Below are 17,397 nucleotides of genomic sequence, written 5' to 3' on the forward strand. Positions count from 1 at the left end.
TATAATTTTATGCCGAGAAAAGCTAAATCGAATATATATGTCTGATAATGAATTAGGTAAATCAGGGTTTCCCGAGCGGTTAAATGAACTAAGGGAGAATTTGCACTTAAGTGGGAATCAATTGGCAGCAGTAATGGGACAGAATACAAGTAAGGTCGCGGGTTATTTGCGTGGTGCAAATCTTCCACGGATTGATTTTTTGATGACTATTAACTTGTGGTACCCTTTAGTTAATATTGACTACTTAGTTACGGGAAGAGGGAAGTTGTTTTTAGACAAGGAAAAGGCTTTGCTTCAGGCTGTTAAGCCTGATCATGTAGAAATTACTGCTGGGAAAAGTGATGGACAGACTTTGAATTATAAGGAGCTTTTCGAGAGTTGTAAAGAGCAGGTTAAGGACAAGGATAAAATTATCAGATTGTATGAAAAGCAATTAGGAATCTAAAGTGTAATACTATTTAAAACTAAATCACCCGTCAACTTATCAAAGTTCACGGGTGATTTAGTTTTAGAAATTCTGTAATTGATCTACAGGATGATCAATGTTTGTATTTAGAACCTCAGAGTAAATTTGTTAGACCAGTCCTCGGCAAGTTCCATACTATAATCCCGTGTGTACTTTCTCAGGGCGTCAATTGTTCGATGGCGAGTGATGGTCATAAGTTTAAATTCAGCTTCATTCTTTGTCATCATTTTTCTAAGTTCTTGAAAAATGTTTTGGATGAAAGTGTGTCTTATTCCATACAGCGTATGATCTTGGGTGAAACTTCTATTATTTTTTTCTGTCATCTCCTCTTTCCACCTATTAAATCTTCTTGAGAAGTATCTTGTCTGAGCAATTCTTTTTGGCCCGGGTTTTTCATCAAGTGTAAACAGGTAGTAGTGCTTAGGAGTGTTTTCGGTAAACATTTCAGAGAGGGTAATAAATAGTGGTTCTATGATGGGGATTGTCACAGCATCCACTTTAGCGCTTTCACGTCTTAATTTTATCACACGATTTTGAAGGTCGATATCTTTTAGTTGCAGGTCAAGTATCTCTTTAGGCCTTAGAAAAGCGTACGCAATTAACTGTGTATACTTATATAGGTAAGGACTATGTTCTTTACTCCATTTACTGAATAGAATAATATCCTCAGAAGAGTAGGGCACATGCCGCCCTGTTTTTTCCTGAAGCTTTTTTATCTTGGTGCATGGATTGATTAGAATCAGTTCATGGGCGACCATTGTATTGAAAATAGATGATAGGTCACCCAAGTATCCGTTTCGTGTTTTGTTACTTGCTATTTGACCATTCAGTCCACGGCTTTCCTGCACGTATTTAAGATAAGCAAGTATGTGTTTTCGTGAGAGCTTGTCTGCGATCAGGTGGTCAAGATTGTTATTGATCAAGAACTCCTTAAAGTTTTCCATACGCCAGCTCAGCATTTTGAAGTACTTCGGGGAGGCTTCGGATTTTTTTAATTCCAAAGCTTGTCCTATTGCATCAATTATGTTTACAGAAACTTCCTCTGGTACTTTAGTTGGAAGTTTATCTTGAAGTTTGGTGATTGGGAACTTTTTATTTGGAACCCAATCTAATTTAAGTAAGCGTTCTAAAACATCCCTTAGAATGGAAAGTTCCTCGTATCTCACCTTAGGATCTTGTGATCGATTAGGAGATAGGTGTCCAGGAATAGATGATTTACGAGCTTTTATAAGTCTTTGCTTGTCGTCATCCCAATATTTGTAATAGACATGCCATTGCTTGGATAGATCACCATTGTGATCAACAAGAACAGGCTTCAAGTAAGTTTTTCCATTTTCGGAAGTTCCCCACTTTGTCCCCACTTTTTTTAATCGTTGAGTCAATACGTCTGTAATTACAGTTTCAATTGATTGACTAAAGTAAGCTATTTTGCTAGAATTGGTGCGGAAAGAGAGACTTGATTGCTCAAGTCTCTCTGCACCGGATTGATTGGTCGGGGCGGCAGGATTCGAACCTGCGACCTCCTGCTCCCAAAGCAGGCGCGATAACCGGGCTACGCTACGCCCCGAAATTTTTTAGTGTGGTTTTCATCCACAGGATTAAATATCCTATGCGGTGAGAGCGGGATTCGAACCCGCGGTACGGTTGCCCGTACGGCAGTTTAGCAAACTACTGGTTTAAGCCACTCACCCATCTCACCGGGTGTTTATCTTAATAAAGATCGTCTCTTGTTGTAAGAGGGGTGCAAATTTAAAGATTCAATACAATCCTGCAACACCTTTGAACACTAATTTTAAATTATTTTTTGAAGCCTTGATTTACAGGTAGTTTAATTTTATCCTAAATCATAAACAAGCTTGTAAGGGCTAAATAGAAGAAGGAACCTCTAATCCGGTGTCTTCCACTAAATTTTGTAGCGATTGATTAATCTGTTCTTTATCAGAAGCGTTAGAGATATACTCTTCAGCATCTTGTATAATAGCCTTTACAAACGCTCCAATTACATGTTTACAGTTTTCATTTAACTTGTCTGCATACATCATGTTTTTGCAAGCTTCAATTAAATTTAGCATTACCAATGCATCGGAGTGGCCATAAGTTCTAATAGGAGCCAACATTTCATACAGGAGGTCTTCAAAACTGTATTCTTTATAAAAAATGTTGGTGATGTTTTCTTCTTCATTATTGTAAAATCCAAAGTCGGGAATATTGGTTTTCTCAATAAAAAGAATGCTCAGCATATCAATGGCGCGAATTGCTGTACCTGGATCATTTATCCCTGGGCTGAGAGCTTTAATGGCCACTTGAGATATTTGGCGGAAGCCGTAGCTGTAGTGGTCAGTTGTGTATTCTTCTACATAAAAAGTAAAATGGCTCAATATTTCTTCAATCAACTCTTCATCATTGGAAATATCTCTACTTACGGAAAGTAGTGGAAAGCCTTTTACCGTAAAGGTTCCCTTTGTTACTCGGACATAGAGTTGCAAGTCATGCTTTTGCAAAAGTTTACTGAGCCTGTTTTCGGCCATACTTTTATAATAGCCGTTTTTGGTAGAGTATATGTACGTCCAATCTTTTCTGTCAGGAAGGGAAGTGTTGTCGTTTTGGTTGTTGAGTTTCCATTTTTCCAGATGTCTTAAGGTTTGTTTAAAAATCTGATTGAGGACATTGTCGGTTTGTATAGTACGCGATATTGATTCTATAAAATAGACAAACAGTGCGAGGCACATTATCCCAAAAATCATGGCGAGTAACACGCCAAGGGTAGGCGTGCGGTAGGTTTCTTCGTTTTTCTGAACGTTGATGATAAGAACGAGGCAATAAATAATGCTTCCTAAATAGAAGCCAAGAACAACTTGATGCGCCTTTTTGCTAACGAGCCCTGGCAATACTCGTGGCGAAAGGTTGGCAGAAGCCGTATTGAGCACCACCATTACCATAGAAAAACTAAAAACTGTGAGCGATATAAGACTAGCCACCAGAGTGGTGAGTACAGATTTAGCTGTTTCCTTATCAGCCACCAATAGAAAGTCAATTTTGTCCTTCAGGTCCATTAGGGGCTTGGTATATTCAGCCCACATCATAGCAATAGCAAAAGCCAAAAAAACCGAGGCTATAAGGGATGGGTAAAAAGCAATGCTATTGATGATTTTGAAATAAAGCTCGCGAAAGAAGCCTAAGTATTTTTTCATGTGTCGAATGGGCTGTTTGTTCTAATTAACAATGTACAGCAATTTGGTTCATTCTACACGGTTCAAAAGTATACTTAGCGAATTGTTTCTCACCTTTGGCGGCTCAATTTTAAGCGGCAAATGACACAGGATTTTTATAAAAAGAAAGAGACGGGCTACAAAGCTATTTTAAAGCAACAGAAAAAAGTGGATCGCTGGTTTTCTGCGCTACGTTTTACTCTTATCCTTTTGGCTGCAGCTTCTGGATATGGATATTTGGCGCAGTCCAATTCATTGTTTCTCTATGGAGCACTGTTTTTGCTGGTGGCCTTTGTTGTTGCCTTGTTTCGTCACCTTAAGCTTAGAAAACACATTACCGATTTAAAAAATTATATCCGACTGAATAATGATGAGGCAGCTTATTTGGGTGGAAACCTTAATCCTTTTGATGGTGCTAAAGAACTAATTAATGGCGAGCACCTTTTTGCCAATGACTTGGATTTATTTGGGCACCATTCACTTTTTCAACACGTAAATCGTACCGTTACCCTTAGCGGGAAAATGAAACTGGCAGACGAGTTTCTTTCAGATTCACAATTGGAAATAGAGGCCAAGCAAGATGGAGTAAAAGAGCTGGCGAAAGAGGTGGATTGGCGTCAAGGGTTTGCTGTGGCAGGAATGGATGTGGAAGAAAATCCAGCACTGAAAAGTGCTTTAGACAGATGGTTGAAAACCGAAAGCTCAAAATCTATTTTCACTTCATCTTTTCTATTGTATCCCTTAGCGGGAATCACCTTTGGGCTGCTGGTTTATTGGTTGGTTAATACTTCGCTGCAATCTTTCACCTGGCTTTCGTATGCCTTTATGGCAAATTTGGCGGTGGTATTTTTACAGTTTAAAAACATTAAAAAGGAGTACGAGCAGCTGAATAAAATTTCGCAATCGCTCACTTTGTATAGTAGACTGTTAAAGCATATTGAAGAAAGAGAATTTGAGAGTACTGTACTTGTAAAACTTAAAAAAAGGCTTGAAACAAATGAGGTGTCCAGTAGCACTGCCTTAAAAAAACTGTCCAAGCTTTTGGATGGTTTTGATCAGCTCAACAATGTGGTGGCCTTGCTTTTTACCAATGGGCTTTATCACTATCATCTGCACGTATTGCGTGGACTTTATCATTGGAAGAAGAATCACGGTTCGGCTATATATGAATGGCTGGATGTGGTGGCCGAATTTGATCAACTGAATAGCAAGGCCAATTTTACCTTTAACCATCAGGAGTACGTTTATCCAAAGCTAAAGCACGAAAAAGGCTTAGAGGCATTGGAGATGGGCCACCCGCTCTTAAGTTCTCATAAGCGTGTGAGTAATGATTTGAATTTTGACGGAATCAAGTATGTGATTCTCACCGGAAGTAATATGTCTGGCAAGAGTACTTTTTTGCGCACTATTGGTGTAAATATGGTTTTAATGAAACTGGGAATGCCAGTTTGTGCTAAGGAGTTTTCGGCTTACCCCTTCCGCCTTTTAACCTCCATGAAGTTGGTAGATTCATTAGATAAGGATGAATCTTATTTTCAAGCTGAGGTAATTCGCCTAAAGCGAATAAAAGATGTGCTGGAAACAGCGGAGCCTTGCCTGGTACTCTTGGATGAAATACTACGGGGAACCAATAGCGATGATAAGCGAAATGGAACACGCCTTTTTATGGAGAAAATTGGCAACTATAATGCTTTGGGCGTAATAGCTACACATGATATTGATATTGCAGAATTGGCGGCACAAAACGCTACAGTTTTTAACGCTAAGTATTTTGAATCTAAAGTAAAAAGTGGAGAGCTTACCTTTGATTACATCCTTCGCAATGGAGTGTGTAAAACACCTAATGCTACGGATTTAATGAGGGCACAAGGGATAATTTAAAGTCTACTAAGTACGGTATCTTTTTGTTTCTTGCATTTATGAACAAACTAAAGCTAACATTCCTCCTCCTATTTGTTACCTCTGCTTCATTCGGGCAGCAACAAAAGCCACAAGTAAAATCAATAGATGAGCCTTCAAGTTTATTTGAAGTGAATTTGGGCTTGGTGAGTTATAGCTATTTCAATGTATTGGCACCATCCTTACAGTTTAATATTGCAGCCCCCGTGAGTAGATATTTTTCATTTGGTGTGCTGTTGAGTCTTTACAGTACACCCAAACCTGCCAGTAGAAAGGATTATTTGGGAAATAAGGTTCTATACAGCCCACAAGGTGTGAGGGGAGGGTTTTTACTTCGAGCCAGCACGAACCCGGCTAAAAGCCATTTCTATGGTGAACTTATCGGAACTGGAGGAAAAGCTTTTCAAACGGGCGTGAGTAAGAACCTTGAAGAAAGTAAGGCCAACGAGTTTATGGGTGGTGGTAATATTGGCGTAAATTTTAAAGGAAAGAACAACTCTTTTTTTGGGGTTTATACAGGCTTTAGTCTCGGTAAGTTAAACTTTGATATGAATGATGATAGCGAAAAGATTACAAGGTTTCAGTTTGGTTTCACTTACCACATGAAAACTTAAAACTTGTATTGCTAGAACAATTTAATGGGTGAGAGTTTTACTACTTTTCCACTTTCGTAAATACCTAAACTCACACACAGCATGGAAATACCACTTCTCCAGGATATTGTCATTTTACTAGGCCTATCAGTGGTGGTTATATTTCTGTTTCAAAAACTAAAATTACCAACTATACTTGGCTTTTTGGCCACTGGTATCGCCTTTGGTCCTTATGGCTTTGGCCTTATTCAGGCTTCCCACGATATTGAAATTCTTTCTGAAATAGGAGTAATTCTTTTGCTCTTTATCATTGGTCTGGAATTTTCGCTGGCTAGTTTAGCCAAAATCAAAAAAGTGGTTTTTATTGGAGGGGCTAGCCAGGTGCTGCTTACCATTGGAGCGGTGGTTGCGGCTACTATGGCTCTGGGTTTTGGTCTCAATGAATCTCTATTTATAGGTTTCTTGGTGTCTTTGAGTAGTACTGCTATTGTGCTCAGCTTGCTGCAATCTTCCGGTATGATGAACAGTCCTCACGGTAAAATAGCTTTAGGAATTCTCATCTTTCAGGATATAATAGTAGTGCCTATGATGCTGCTTACGCCAATGTTGGCTGGAGAAGGCGGGAATATTTGGGTAGAATTAGGATTGCTTATTGCCAAAGCTGCAGCCGTAATTGTAGCGGTACTAATTTCTGCCCGATATCTAGTTCCCAAACTTTTGCAAGCAATTGTAAAAACACGTAGTAGAGAGCTTTTTATCATCTCCATTGTAGTAATATGTTTTGCGGTAGCCTGGATTACAAGTAGCATAGGACTTTCGTTGGCTCTGGGAGCTTTTATGGCGGGGCTTACCATATCTGAATCAGAGTATAGTCATCAGGCGACAGGCCTTATTATTCCCTTTCGGGAGATTTTTGCCAGTTTCTTTTTCGTGTCTATCGGTATGCTTTTGGACATTAGTTTTTTTGTAGAGCATATAGGTTTTGTTCTTCTGATTACCCTTGCAGTATTTGTGCTCAAGTTTACAATTATCGTCTTCTCTAGCGCTATTCTGGGGTTTCCTGCGCGTACTAGTTTGTTAAGTGGTTTTACACTGTTTCAGGTTGGTGAGTTTGCGTTTATTCTTGCCGCTGTGGGTGTTAGTTATGATTTACTTACAGATGAACCATATCAATATTTTCTTGCGGTTTCTGTTTTAACGATGGCACTTACACCTTTTGTAATGCAGGCTTCCGATAAGCTATCCACTGCGCTTGTAAATAAAAGTCGTTTTAAGCATGTAAAAATGAATGGTGCCAATGCAGGAATGGAAGAGGTGAGCGAAGAACTTAAGGATCATCTTATTATAATTGGCTATGGCCTCAATGGTAGACACCTTGCCGAAATAGCCAGAAATGCCGAAATACCGTATGCCATTATTGACATCAACACCGATAATGTGGAACTGGGAAAATCAAAGGGCGAACCTATATTTTTTGGAGATGCATCTAACCCTTACATGCTAGAGCATTTGCATGTGTACAAGGCGCGTGTGGCGGTAGTGGCCATATCAGATCCTCCGGCCACTCGCAAAGTGGTGTCATCAATTCGAAGCATTTGCAATACCGTCCACGTTATAGCACGTACTCGCTTTTTTGGCGAAACCAATGAATATTTGAAGCTCGGTGCCAGCGAGGTGATCTCCGAAGAATTTGAAACGTCAGTAGAAATATTTACTCGTGTACTTCATCAGTACTTAGTTCCGGAAGCAGATATTACCAACTATGTGCAAGGTGTTCGAAAGGAAAACTATGAAATGTTACGTCCATTTTTTAATGGAAACGCAAATCTCGGTTTGCCTGATTGGCAAGATTTGAAAGTGATATCTATTCGAGTGGAAACCTCAAATGAAGAAATTGTTGGAGTGCCTTTAAGTGAAGCCAAACTGCGAAACAAGTATGGCATTAGTGTAATGGCCATTTACCGTAATGATGAGGTACAAAAAGTGGTAGATCCAAGTGCCCATTTAGAAAAAGGTGATCTAGTGTATGTGTTTGGAAGCCCAGAGTCGATAGGGAAGTTTGGGCAGGCTGTAAAAGGTTAATCCACTATCAACTTCTTGGTAAACACACGGCCATCTGAATCTTGTATTTCTAAATAATACAATCCATTCCACTTGTCTTTCAATGTCAGCTGTATTTCAGATGCTGAATGTTTAAAATTGGTTTCAAACACCTTTTGGCCAGTAAGGTTATAAATGGTGATAGCTGAAACTTTAGTTGTTCCATCTATGGTAATACTGCTTCGAGCTGGATTTGGGTAAACCGAAAAGTGATTTTTATTATCAAAATCATCAAAGCCTGCTACTGGGCAATTTGAAACTTGAATCATTATTCTAGTGTTGCCTTCCATTTCATAACTACAATCATCAAGCAAGCGGTTGCCATCATTACCTTCCTAAAAAGAAATAAGGGGGAAATTAGTTAAAGAATTTACACATTGGCCCAACCATAAAGCACTTGGGCACGTATCTCTTTTCAAGGCCACTTAAGGTTTTATTAACTCAACATAATTTTCACAGCTAAAACTAAATCTGTTTCTATCTTCAAAAATCAAACAAAATAATGAGGGGATGCTTTATTGCGGTGGCCTTGCTTTTACAAGCAATGGCTCACGGCCAAAATATTTTTGATGTGGCTCGCACGAATGATTTGGCATCACTGGGTAAAATGATAAAATTAAATCCAGATACGGTACATAGTAAAAATGCAAGCGGGCATACACCTTTGATTTTAGCTGCTTACAACAATCAAGTTGAGATGGCTGATAAACTCATCCAAAGTGGAGCGGATGTAAACTATACTTTTTCGCAAGGTTCAGCTATACATGGCGCAGCTTTTAAAGGGCATTTGGATATTGTAAAACTACTGGTGAAAAACGGAGCTGATATTGATGAGCCCGACCAAAACAAAACTACGCCTTTGATTTACGCTACGCTTTTTGGTCATACTGAGCTGGCCAAGTATTTATATGTAAATGGAGCCAACCCTAATTATTCAGATGCCACCGGAAGTTCAGCCATTAATTATGCTGAATCATTAAATAACGAAATATTATTAAACACCTTTAAATCGCAAAAAGAATGAATAAACAAATACTCGTAAACTTTAAGAAAACAATGCTCTTTGGAGCCTTAGCTATTTTTAGTAGCGCACTTTCTGCACAATCTTTTGTGGGGAGTAAGGTGCTTAGAGCTAGCAATAATTTGTCAGTTGACATAAGTACCTATTCGGTAGGTGATTCTGTAAACATTATAATCACCGGGCCTGCTACTGCGTGGCATGCTGTGGGCTTTGGAGGCAACTCTATGAATGGCACGTATTGTATAGTAGTGGATGGAAATGGAAATGTAACCGAACGAAAGTTAGGAAATCATAATGGTGGCACGCAACTGATGTCTTCAGTTAGTTTTAGTAATACTAATGTTGCCTCAGGAACCAGAACTACCCTCATCAAAAGACCTCTTACAGGTACTACAGCCAATCACTTTACTTTTCCCGGTAACGGAAATGCAGTGAGTGTAATATGGGCATATGGCTCAGGGCCAAATTTTGGTTCACATTCAAACCGTGGTGCTTCCTTGGTAACGTTTAATCCAAATTGCTTGAATGCTGTGGATGTTACAACCAGCAGAACGGGAAACGAATTGTCTTCAAATCAGACTGGAGCCACTTACCGTTGGTTGGATTGTGGAAACTCATTTGCGCCAATCTCTGGTGAAACTAGTCAGTCCTTTACCGCTACCAGCAATGGAAGCTATGCAGTGGAAGTTACTTCGGGTTCTTGTGTAGATACCTCGGCTTGTATTATTGTTTCTACAGTGGGCCTGGATGAAAACTCATTAGCCGAAATGACAGTGATTTATCCAAACCCGGCCACAGATAAGATTACAGTAGAGTTTCCAGTTGTAATGGAAGGTGGTAATATGTTTTTGAAAGATCTCAGTGGCCGTATGCTTAGGTCAAAAAGTTTTGATGCCTCCAAAAGCATTGAATTTGATTTGAACGAAAGCACTGGAATCTACATTTTAGAGATTCAGAGTAATACTGGTGAGTCAATCTCAAAGAAAATATTGGTTCAATAACCAAAGGTTTTAAAAGCTAACTCCAAAGGTCACGACTCACTGTTGTGGCCTTTTTTGTTTTACAATCATAAATTGAATAGAAAAACATCAAAACAGGAATATACCTAAAGTAGGAGAAATATGGAAGAGGGATTATTAGAAAAAACAGGAAAGTCGCTAAAGGATTGGATAGAAGTAGTGAAGAAGACGGAGCTTGATAAGCATAAAGCTATTATCGATTACTTGAAAAAGGAGCATGGATTTACTCATGGCTATGCCAATTTTGTAGCATTGAAAACTCTGAAATCTGATACAGGCTCTATGGATGATAGTACTTTGTTGGAAAATCAATATAAGGGTAAAGAAAGTTTAAAACCTATCTATGAAAAGTTGATAGAAGGGATTTCATCATTTGGTAATGACATAACCAAAACTCCTAAAAAGGATAGCTTGAGTATGATCAGAAAAAGGCAATTTGCTTTGATAAAACCAGCTACAAAAACTAGAATTGACTTAGGCTTAAAGCTAAAAGGAAAAGAGGAGGAGGGGCGCTTGGGTAGTTCCGGGCCTTTTGGAACTATGTGTACTCATCGCGTACAGCTTACTTCAGTAGATGAGGTGGATGCTGAGGTGCTTGATTGGATAAAGGAGGCCTATGAAATGGCGGGATAGGCTAAAAGCAAAACGACCTTTACCAAAATGGAAAAGGTCGTTTTAGCATAAAGTATGATTTGGAATATTAGTTACCCAATCTTACAGCAATTCCACCTGTAAAGGCAAACTGTACAATAGGAGACCATCCGCTTACACCTACAGACGCACCTCCATTTGAGCTCCAGCCAATTCCTGCACCAATATCGGTAATTGGGAAGTTGAGGTTCATACCCCCACGAAGACCGATTGCATCGCTAAAGAAGTATTTGAAACCAAGATTTAAGCCTGCTGCAAGTTTGGTTATGGTATTAAAATCATTTGAAGGGGAGTCAAAAATAGCCATCCCTATCTTCATCCCTCCGGTAAATTGAAGGTCATCTGTTACGCTGGGTAATATCTTATTTCCCCCTATCATAAGGTAGTTAACCGATACATCACGTATAAAATCTTCCTGGTCCTGAAACAAGTATGAACTTGCCTCCAATCTGGTTTCTTGTCTAGAATACATCAGTTCTACTGCGTTATTTTGACCTACCGGAAATGCTGCAGTAATACCGTAAGTAGCACCATCGCGAAGTATTGCTTTCCCTCCCGAAATATTAAACTTATTTTGAAAAGTATAGCCGGCAAACGGTGTTAGCTCAATTTTCTGAGCATTCATTGCCACACCAAAAAGTAGGAAGGTAGCGAGTATTATATTTTTTGCTTTTTTCATGATTTATGGGTTTTGTTGGTCAGTTGTGTCTGGAAATAAACCATCCTTTTGCATACGTTGGTATACCTCTTTTACAATTTCAGAAATAGTTTGCTCTAGTGAAACGGGGTTTACCGTAGTTGTCATTCCTGACCACAAGAGCTTATTTTCTTTCAATGAATAAAGGTTGGTTTCTACACTATAATTTACATCCTGCTGAATGTATCCTGGATCATAATATGAGCCATAGTAATACCCATGGTAACCCCAGTAGTTATAGCTAGTACCCGGTACATAGGTTTGTGTTGTGTTCTTGTCTTTTAATGCAAATACTAGCACCGCGTCAAAGCTTTCTTTTTGCAGGATTTGCTTACTCACGGTAGTGTCAAGTGCTATTTTTTGAGTGGGCAATATCTTATACGATGGTGTGAAAACCGGACTGTAACCAGCAATTTGATCTTCAGCAATTCTTCGTGAAGTTTCATTTTTGGTAAGTACAGAAACCATTACTTTTTGAAGATCTTGTTTCTCAATGGTCTCACCCGGAGCTTTCCAGGAGTCCACCATATAAGTGGAGCCGCCACAGCTTGCCAGAGTAGTAATTATGCTTATCGCAAAAAGTACTTTGGATAATATTGATTTCATTTTTTATAAAATAAAAGATTGTTTTACCATAAATGGAGGTTTTGTAACTATGGTCCCCACGTAAGTCCTATGTTAAAGGCTAAATAGCCAACCGAGTTATAATCATTAGCAGCAAATGCCTGATGATATTGGATACCCACATTAAGAGATGAGTTGTAGAAAGCGGGAAACATAACCCCTGCGCTGGGAGAAATTCCAAAACGGGTACTTTCTTCTTCAGCAGCGTATAGGCCCATTTCCACGCGTTGGTTTATGTAATATAGACCAGCTCCGGCACCAATATATGGTCTTATATCATCACTATCCCCCCAGTGATAATGAGTAGTAATAAGAACAGGAATAGAATTGGTGAAACGAAAACGTTTGCCAGAAATAGTAGCGGTGTTGTTTTCGCCAACAATTACTTCGCTTACCACGCCATCACTTTCTTCTCTCAACACGTTCCACCCAGTATTGAAACCAACGCTTACATTATCGTTTAAAAGAAAGCGGGCATCAATGCCAACTCCACGCCAGCTAAAATCGCCAGTAAAATTGGCTACATCACCTACAGGAAGACTTGGGCTGTATGTTAAAGAAAAATAGTAATCGGCTTGAGCGCTAGAAGCGGTTGGTAGGCAAAATGATATAATGGCTACCAGTATAGATATTTTAAAAGTTTTCATTGCTTATTTTTTATCTAGGTAAGGAGAGTCTTTAAACATTTGATCTAAAGCAGTGGATACGCGGTTGTTTATGCTGCTTTTTGAGCCTTCAAGCAAACCATTTATACCACCTGCCCAAAGTATAGGCAATGATGCATCTGCACCACTTGGGCTAGGAATAGGATTGTTGGGATCTACCATTTCAATAAGAAGGGTACCTTCACGATAAGTGTAAATAGTAGTATAAGAAGGACCGTAGCCAGGATAGTAAGGGTAATAACCACCGGGATAACCTGGGTAGTAGCCCCAGCCTCCCCAGCCATACCAGTAGTCCCACCAGTTGGTGAAGTAGCTTACGCTAACATCTTCGAGTACCGAAACAAGAATTAATACATCCGGAGCTTCTACTGTGGTATCGACTTCGGTCCATCCAAATTCTTTCATGTGCATATCCACTTCATTAATAATGAAGTCAGATTCTTGATCCGTGATATCTGAGTTTGGAGTGTTGGTAAGATACATTACTGTATCTGCAATGGAGTATTTAGTGTAATTGGTAAAGTTTGCGTCATTAGGGCGAACACTGATCACAAGATCAAGTTCATCAACATACTCTGCGCCTTGTGGATTGCAACTCGTAAAAACGGAGACAATTGCAAAGGCAAGAAAAAAAGGTGGTTTTTTCCAGTTCATTTGGTTGGTATTATAAATTTTATCCAATGTAATAAGATCAGCGAAAATATGTACAATATTCCTCGCTGTTATTTAAATCTATGTAAATAATAGCCTAAGAGACATTGGTTTTTTTATTTTCGAAATTGATATTAATCATTACCACCTTAGGAAGAGGAATTAGTAGGATTTTTAGATAAACCAAATATTACCAAATCAATAAGAAATGAAACCCAAGAATACAACTAACACTAGCATTACAAAAGTTTTGTATAAAGCTATATTGACCTGTGGATTTTTAATAGTAACACTCCCGGCTTTAGCTGATAATACAGATACATTGAGATTGAAAAATGATGCAGTCTTGGTAGGTGAGATAAAGAGCGTGAGTAAAAATGTGGTAACCTTCGAAACTGACTATAGTGATAGTGATTTTAAGATTAAATGGCTGGAGGTAAAGGAGGTAAAAAGTAAACGTGTTTTTATGCTAACATTATCTAACGGTCAGGTACTTCATGCCTCCATTTCGAGTTTTGATACAGGTGATAATTCTGTAAATCTAAAAACCATAGAGAGTGGAGAAAAGAATATAAAGCTCAGTGAAATTGTTGATATGCAGCCTTTTGAAAGTACATTTTTAAGTAGGCTGGATGCCTCTATAGATTTTGGATATACATATACCAAAGCCAATAACCTTCAGCAACTATCTACACGAAGTGTTCTTGGATATTTGGGGAATAGATGGTCAGGTAATGTTTCGTTTGATATGGTTCGTAGCATGCAGGATTCAGTTGAACCTATTCGAAGAACTAATGGGGTGATTAATTTTGAATACTATCTTAAACATAATTACTTTTTACTGGCATCGGCTAACTTTCTTCAAAATGACGAACAACTACTAGCATTGCGCGCAACCACAAGGATGGGACTGGGTAAATTTTTGGTAAGAAATAATAGGATGTATCTGGCACTTGCCGCGGGTGGAGCATGGAACAATGAACAGTATACGGAAAACACGGAGCCGGATAGAAATTCTGCTGAAGCATTTGTCGGTGTGACCGCTGACTTGTTTAATACAGGTGACCTGAGTCTGGCATCCAGTTTAGTAGGTTATCCCAGTCTTACTGAAAGTGGGCGTTTTCGTTCGGATTTTAAATTTGATGTAAAATATGACCTCCCTTTAGATTTTTATGTGAGGTTAGGTTTTACAATTAACTATGATAATCAACCCATTGAGGGAGCTTCGGAGAGCGATTATGTGTTACAAACGTCTATCGGGTGGTCTTTGTAATGTAAAAGCAATAGTTTCAAAATTTCATAAAACAGCCCGATAAGTAACTACTTATCGGGCTGTTTTATGATTGTATTTTAAATTCAGAATAGAGGACTATTCCTGAGCTTTCTTATTTTTATAGGCTTTGTAGCCGCCATAAGCAGCACCAGCTCCAATGAGTAACTCCACAAAGCCAAAAGGGGCAGGAGCTGAAGGGTTACCAGGCTGAGCCATAAGTACGCCCATAGCTACAACTGAAAGGCAAACTGTAAAAAGTGTTTTGGTATTCATAATGTTGTCTATTTATGCGATTACTTATTGATGTATAGTTTTCTTGCTCCAGCAAGGTCATTATCCAATGAAATTAGATAAATACCAGTGGGTATATTAGGAACACTAATTTTAGTATTCGGTTCATTTACCTCAAACTTTCTGATAAGTTTTCCTTGAAGGCTATAAAGTCCACCCGTAGTTGGTTCAAAGCTTTCTTCCTGAAAGATAAAACTGATGTTTCCATTGCCATAATATGCGTCATAATTGGCAGCACCTGGAATCATTCCTTCTGGTAGACCTACGCTTTTTTCAAAGTGAATTACAAAACGATCTTCGCTATAGGCAGTGTCATTAACAAACGCATAGTTGGCACTGGTAATCTCAGTAAAGCTGCTGTTCTTTTTGTCTTCAATAAAAACTCTTCCGTAAGAGGTTAAGCTGTTTTCAGTAATGCTATATTCCATTTGTTGGCCGTGATCAATATCGCTAAAGTGCAGCGGGAAAGATTTACGTGATGGGTTAGCAGCACAAAGAGCCCATGTTCCATTTCCCAGCTTTACATATGTATTAGGCACATCCCCTATGTTACTTTTCTTCGGAACATCCATACTAAAATCTTCTGCATCTGAAGCATTTTGGTCAAGTCTGATTAATACTTGATCAGAGTTTGATCCATTCACTTCCTTTACTTCAATTTTCAAAAGATCAGGAGTAGCGGTAGTCTTAAACATTTGAGAAGCCCCGCTCATTTTTTGATTTGCAGCTTCAAATGTGGTAGTGCCAGACCAGGTAGCATCTGTTCTAAACCATACACCTTGGCCAGGTGCTATATATCTTGGTGCAGACGCTCCATTAGGAGCTGTTCCTCCGGTGCCATTTGTAAGGCCTCCCTTTTGGTAAAAACTGTAATTACTTCCATTTAATACATAATAATAATTGGCCATATTTCCTGATGTAGAGCCAGAAAGTCCATGTCCTTCAAAATCATAATTTGATAAAAAAGGATTGGCAACAAAGTTCCATCCGTCAATTACTGCATCTTTAAAAGTTGCCGAACTACCTGTTCCATCATGATAGAATAAGGTAGCGTTTACGTCATTAAAATGTACTGAGTTACTTTCTACATCCACGGTACCGCTTGATCCAGGAAGAAGGAATGTTCCAAAAGCATTGGTGCCTGCGTATACAGTGTATCCTTCGGTTGCATCATTATTAGTACTAGCGGGCTCAGCCCAGTTAGAGGTTGAGGCATCCCATTTCCATACTGAACCATTACCGTTATTTGCAAAATTCATGATTTGACCATTATTGAGATCCTGCAAATCGGCACCGTCAAGTGCTGTACCTCTGTGGAAATACTTTTCCGTGGTCACGTCCAAGTAATACTGTTTCTGAACAGTAGAGCCATTGATGGTATCCATTTCTACCAAAGTTTTTAGCTGGGCATAGCTATTTGTATCGGCTTGTAAAATTAAATCTGTGTGATTTTGAAATTCAGTTCGAATTGCAACTGTGTCTCCAGCAGCAATTTCCTTTATATTTTCTGATAAGTAAAGTATATCATAACTACCACTAGGAATATGCTGTGGTATAAACGAAGCCGCATCATTGAAAACAACCTTGGTTCCTGAGGGCCAATAGGCAACGGGGATTGGGGCGGAAGAATCACACTCTGTAGTAATGGTGTAATTCCCAGTTCCTGATTTATTCACAACAAAGGCCGAACCACTATCCGATAATACGTGAGTATTCAAATCCAATGTAAAGTCCACAGTGCCGGCTAGCTGTAGTTCTTTAGCAATAATGTCTCCAGCGGCTGTTTTTGTCCCAGAACCTGAAAGTTGAATTTTATTGTATGTTCCTGGAATTACATCAGTGGCAAGATTTCCTGTATATAGAACTGATCCGCCACCAATTAGATCTTCAATAGTTATGTTAGCAGACGCAACATTGCCGTTAAAATCTAATATTTTACTATTTACATCAATAGTACATGAAGTTCCTGAGTTAAGCACATTTCCATTTATAATAAGGGAGGCGCTAATAACATTTGCAATAGGAACTCCATTTAAATCCCATGTCCCACCGTTAAAATTTGGAGCAGCCGATCCGCTTCCATCTTGCTGAGTGTTCCAGTTAGAGATATTGCTCATATCAGTTACGCTGGGAGACTGATCCTGAAGATAATAGTTTTGGCTGAGACCAACTTGTAATGAGGTTAGCACAACTAAAGTAGAATAGAATAATCTTTTAATCATAATATTTGGGGATTAG

General features: G+C 38.9%; 17 protein-coding genes and 2 tRNA genes. 8 read left to right on the forward strand and 11 right to left on the reverse strand.

The window, feature by feature from the left end:
• The first annotated feature begins 37 nt into the window (after positions 1-37).
• A complete protein-coding gene (locus OWEHO_RS00075; RefSeq protein WP_014200404.1) occupies positions 38-445 on the forward strand; it encodes a helix-turn-helix domain-containing protein in 408 nt (135 codons plus the stop codon).
• Between the two features lie 107 nt (positions 446-552).
• On the opposite strand, the gene OWEHO_RS18130 is transcribed toward OWEHO_RS00075, so the two are convergent.
• The 4 genes from OWEHO_RS18130 to OWEHO_RS00095 all read right to left on the reverse strand — a co-directional run bounded on the left by OWEHO_RS18130 (position 553) and on the right by OWEHO_RS00095 (position 3,657).
• On the reverse strand, positions 553-1,848 hold the full coding sequence (locus OWEHO_RS18130; RefSeq protein ID WP_014200405.1) for a tyrosine-type recombinase/integrase: 1,296 nt from the start codon (positions 1,846-1,848) through the stop codon (positions 553-555).
• A gap of 107 nt (positions 1,849-1,955) precedes the next feature.
• Positions 1,956-2,033, reverse strand: a tRNA-Pro gene (locus OWEHO_RS00085).
• A 45-nt stretch (positions 2,034-2,078) separates the two neighbouring features.
• A tRNA-Ser gene (locus OWEHO_RS00090) sits at positions 2,079-2,165 on the reverse strand.
• 166 nt (positions 2,166-2,331) lie between these two features.
• Positions 2,332-3,657 (reverse strand): DUF2254 domain-containing protein, encoded by a 1,326-nt coding sequence (locus OWEHO_RS00095; RefSeq protein ID WP_014200406.1) that lies wholly within the window; start codon positions 3,655-3,657, stop codon positions 2,332-2,334.
• Positions 3,658-3,777: 120 nt separating this feature from the next.
• Between OWEHO_RS00095 and OWEHO_RS00100 the strand changes: the two genes are divergently transcribed.
• The 3 genes from OWEHO_RS00100 to OWEHO_RS00110 all read left to right on the forward strand — a co-directional run bounded on the left by OWEHO_RS00100 (position 3,778) and on the right by OWEHO_RS00110 (position 8,249).
• On the forward strand, positions 3,778-5,556 hold the full coding sequence (locus tag OWEHO_RS00100; RefSeq protein ID WP_014200407.1) for a MutS-related protein: 1,779 nt from the start codon (positions 3,778-3,780) through the stop codon (positions 5,554-5,556).
• Between the two features lie 38 nt (positions 5,557-5,594).
• A complete protein-coding gene (locus tag OWEHO_RS00105; RefSeq protein WP_014200408.1) occupies positions 5,595-6,188 on the forward strand; it encodes a hypothetical protein in 594 nt (197 codons plus the stop codon).
• 81 nt (positions 6,189-6,269) lie between these two features.
• Positions 6,270-8,249 carry a monovalent cation:proton antiporter family protein gene (locus tag OWEHO_RS00110; protein WP_014200409.1) on the forward strand — a complete coding sequence of 660 codons (1,980 nt, stop codon included), beginning with the start codon at positions 6,270-6,272 and terminating at the stop codon, positions 8,247-8,249.
• Here OWEHO_RS00110 and OWEHO_RS00115 read toward each other — a convergent pair.
• Complete coding sequence (locus tag OWEHO_RS00115; protein WP_169312742.1) at positions 8,246-8,536, reverse strand: T9SS type A sorting domain-containing protein; 291 nt, start codon at positions 8,534-8,536, stop codon at positions 8,246-8,248. The two genes, OWEHO_RS00110 and OWEHO_RS00115, sit on opposite strands and share 4 nt — an antisense overlap.
• A 233-nt stretch (positions 8,537-8,769) precedes the next feature.
• Between OWEHO_RS00115 and OWEHO_RS00120 the strand changes: the two genes are divergently transcribed.
• The 3 genes from OWEHO_RS00120 to OWEHO_RS00130 all read left to right on the forward strand — a co-directional run bounded on the left by OWEHO_RS00120 (position 8,770) and on the right by OWEHO_RS00130 (position 10,940).
• Positions 8,770-9,291 (forward strand): ankyrin repeat domain-containing protein, encoded by a 522-nt coding sequence (locus OWEHO_RS00120; protein WP_014200410.1) that lies wholly within the window; start codon positions 8,770-8,772, stop codon positions 9,289-9,291.
• Complete coding sequence (locus tag OWEHO_RS00125) at positions 9,288-10,289, forward strand: T9SS type A sorting domain-containing protein (protein ID WP_014200411.1); 1,002 nt, start codon at positions 9,288-9,290, stop codon at positions 10,287-10,289. Before OWEHO_RS00120 ends, OWEHO_RS00125 begins: the two co-directional genes overlap by 4 nt.
• Positions 10,290-10,409: 120 nt before the next feature.
• The gene (locus tag OWEHO_RS00130; protein ID WP_014200412.1) at positions 10,410-10,940 is read left to right on the forward strand and encodes a DUF5655 domain-containing protein; all 531 of its coding nucleotides are present in this window, start codon (positions 10,410-10,412) and stop codon (positions 10,938-10,940) included.
• A 67-nt stretch (positions 10,941-11,007) separates the two neighbouring features.
• On the opposite strand, the gene OWEHO_RS00135 is transcribed toward OWEHO_RS00130, so the two are convergent.
• Genes OWEHO_RS00135 through OWEHO_RS00150 form a run of 4 tightly spaced genes read right to left on the reverse strand, consistent with a single transcriptional unit; the run spans position 11,008 to position 13,598 of the window.
• Positions 11,008-11,637 (reverse strand): hypothetical protein, encoded by a 630-nt coding sequence (locus OWEHO_RS00135; RefSeq protein ID WP_014200413.1) that lies wholly within the window; start codon positions 11,635-11,637, stop codon positions 11,008-11,010.
• A 3-nt stretch (positions 11,638-11,640) separates the two neighbouring features.
• Positions 11,641-12,261, reverse strand: a complete 621-nt coding sequence (locus OWEHO_RS00140; RefSeq protein ID WP_014200414.1) for a hypothetical protein — start codon at positions 12,259-12,261, stop codon at positions 11,641-11,643.
• Positions 12,262-12,308: 47 nt separating this feature from the next.
• Positions 12,309-12,926: an outer membrane beta-barrel protein gene (locus tag OWEHO_RS00145; protein ID WP_014200415.1), complete on the reverse strand. Its 618-nt coding sequence runs from the start codon at positions 12,924-12,926 to the stop codon at positions 12,309-12,311.
• A 3-nt stretch (positions 12,927-12,929) separates the two neighbouring features.
• Positions 12,930-13,598 (reverse strand): DUF4136 domain-containing protein, encoded by a 669-nt coding sequence (locus OWEHO_RS00150; protein WP_014200416.1) that lies wholly within the window; start codon positions 13,596-13,598, stop codon positions 12,930-12,932.
• A 205-nt stretch (positions 13,599-13,803) separates the two neighbouring features.
• Here OWEHO_RS00150 and OWEHO_RS00155 point away from each other — a divergent pair, with 205 nt between their 5' ends.
• The gene (locus tag OWEHO_RS00155; RefSeq protein WP_014200417.1) at positions 13,804-14,868 is read left to right on the forward strand and encodes a DUF481 domain-containing protein; all 1,065 of its coding nucleotides are present in this window, start codon (positions 13,804-13,806) and stop codon (positions 14,866-14,868) included.
• A gap of 96 nt (positions 14,869-14,964) precedes the next feature.
• Here the strand turns inward: OWEHO_RS00155 and OWEHO_RS18430 are convergent, their stop codons facing one another.
• Together OWEHO_RS18430 and OWEHO_RS00160 are read right to left on the reverse strand one after the other, a co-directional pair.
• Positions 14,965-15,141: a hypothetical protein gene (locus OWEHO_RS18430; protein WP_014200418.1), complete on the reverse strand. Its 177-nt coding sequence runs from the start codon at positions 15,139-15,141 to the stop codon at positions 14,965-14,967.
• Between the two features lie 20 nt (positions 15,142-15,161).
• A complete protein-coding gene (locus tag OWEHO_RS00160; RefSeq protein WP_014200419.1) occupies positions 15,162-17,381 on the reverse strand; it encodes a hypothetical protein in 2,220 nt (739 codons plus the stop codon).
• Positions 17,382-17,397 lie beyond the last annotated feature (16 nt).

The organism is Owenweeksia hongkongensis DSM 17368, assembly GCF_000236705.1.
Lineage (GTDB): Bacteria > Bacteroidota > Bacteroidia > Flavobacteriales > Schleiferiaceae > Owenweeksia > Owenweeksia hongkongensis.

Bases quoted from the DNA above. Each gene is read 5' to 3' on its own strand.
- OWEHO_RS00075 (WP_014200404.1), top strand. From the start codon at position 38: ATGTCTGATAATGAATTAGGTAAATCAGGGTTTCCCGAGCGGTTAAAT.
- OWEHO_RS00095 (WP_014200406.1), bottom strand. From the start codon at position 3,657: ATGAAAAAATACTTAGGCTTCTTTCGCGAGCTTTATTTCAAAATCATC.
- OWEHO_RS00100 (WP_014200407.1), top strand. From the start codon at position 3,778: ATGACACAGGATTTTTATAAAAAGAAAGAGACGGGCTACAAAGCTATT.
- OWEHO_RS00105 (WP_014200408.1), top strand. From the start codon at position 5,595: ATGAACAAACTAAAGCTAACATTCCTCCTCCTATTTGTTACCTCTGCT.
- OWEHO_RS00110 (WP_014200409.1), top strand. From the start codon at position 6,270: ATGGAAATACCACTTCTCCAGGATATTGTCATTTTACTAGGCCTATCA.
- OWEHO_RS00115 (WP_169312742.1), bottom strand. From the start codon at position 8,536: ATGATTCAAGTTTCAAATTGCCCAGTAGCAGGCTTTGATGATTTTGAT.
- OWEHO_RS00120 (WP_014200410.1), top strand. From the start codon at position 8,770: ATGAGGGGATGCTTTATTGCGGTGGCCTTGCTTTTACAAGCAATGGCT.
- OWEHO_RS00125 (WP_014200411.1), top strand. From the start codon at position 9,288: ATGAATAAACAAATACTCGTAAACTTTAAGAAAACAATGCTCTTTGGA.
- OWEHO_RS00130 (WP_014200412.1), top strand. From the start codon at position 10,410: ATGGAAGAGGGATTATTAGAAAAAACAGGAAAGTCGCTAAAGGATTGG.
- OWEHO_RS00135 (WP_014200413.1), bottom strand. From the start codon at position 11,637: ATGAAAAAAGCAAAAAATATAATACTCGCTACCTTCCTACTTTTTGGT.
- OWEHO_RS00140 (WP_014200414.1), bottom strand. From the start codon at position 12,261: ATGAAATCAATATTATCCAAAGTACTTTTTGCGATAAGCATAATTACT.
- OWEHO_RS00145 (WP_014200415.1), bottom strand. From the start codon at position 12,926: ATGAAAACTTTTAAAATATCTATACTGGTAGCCATTATATCATTTTGC.
- OWEHO_RS00150 (WP_014200416.1), bottom strand. From the start codon at position 13,598: ATGAACTGGAAAAAACCACCTTTTTTTCTTGCCTTTGCAATTGTCTCC.
- OWEHO_RS00155 (WP_014200417.1), top strand. From the start codon at position 13,804: ATGAAACCCAAGAATACAACTAACACTAGCATTACAAAAGTTTTGTAT.
- OWEHO_RS18430 (WP_014200418.1), bottom strand. From the start codon at position 15,141: ATGAATACCAAAACACTTTTTACAGTTTGCCTTTCAGTTGTAGCTATG.
- OWEHO_RS00160 (WP_014200419.1), bottom strand. From the start codon at position 17,381: ATGATTAAAAGATTATTCTATTCTACTTTAGTTGTGCTAACCTCATTA.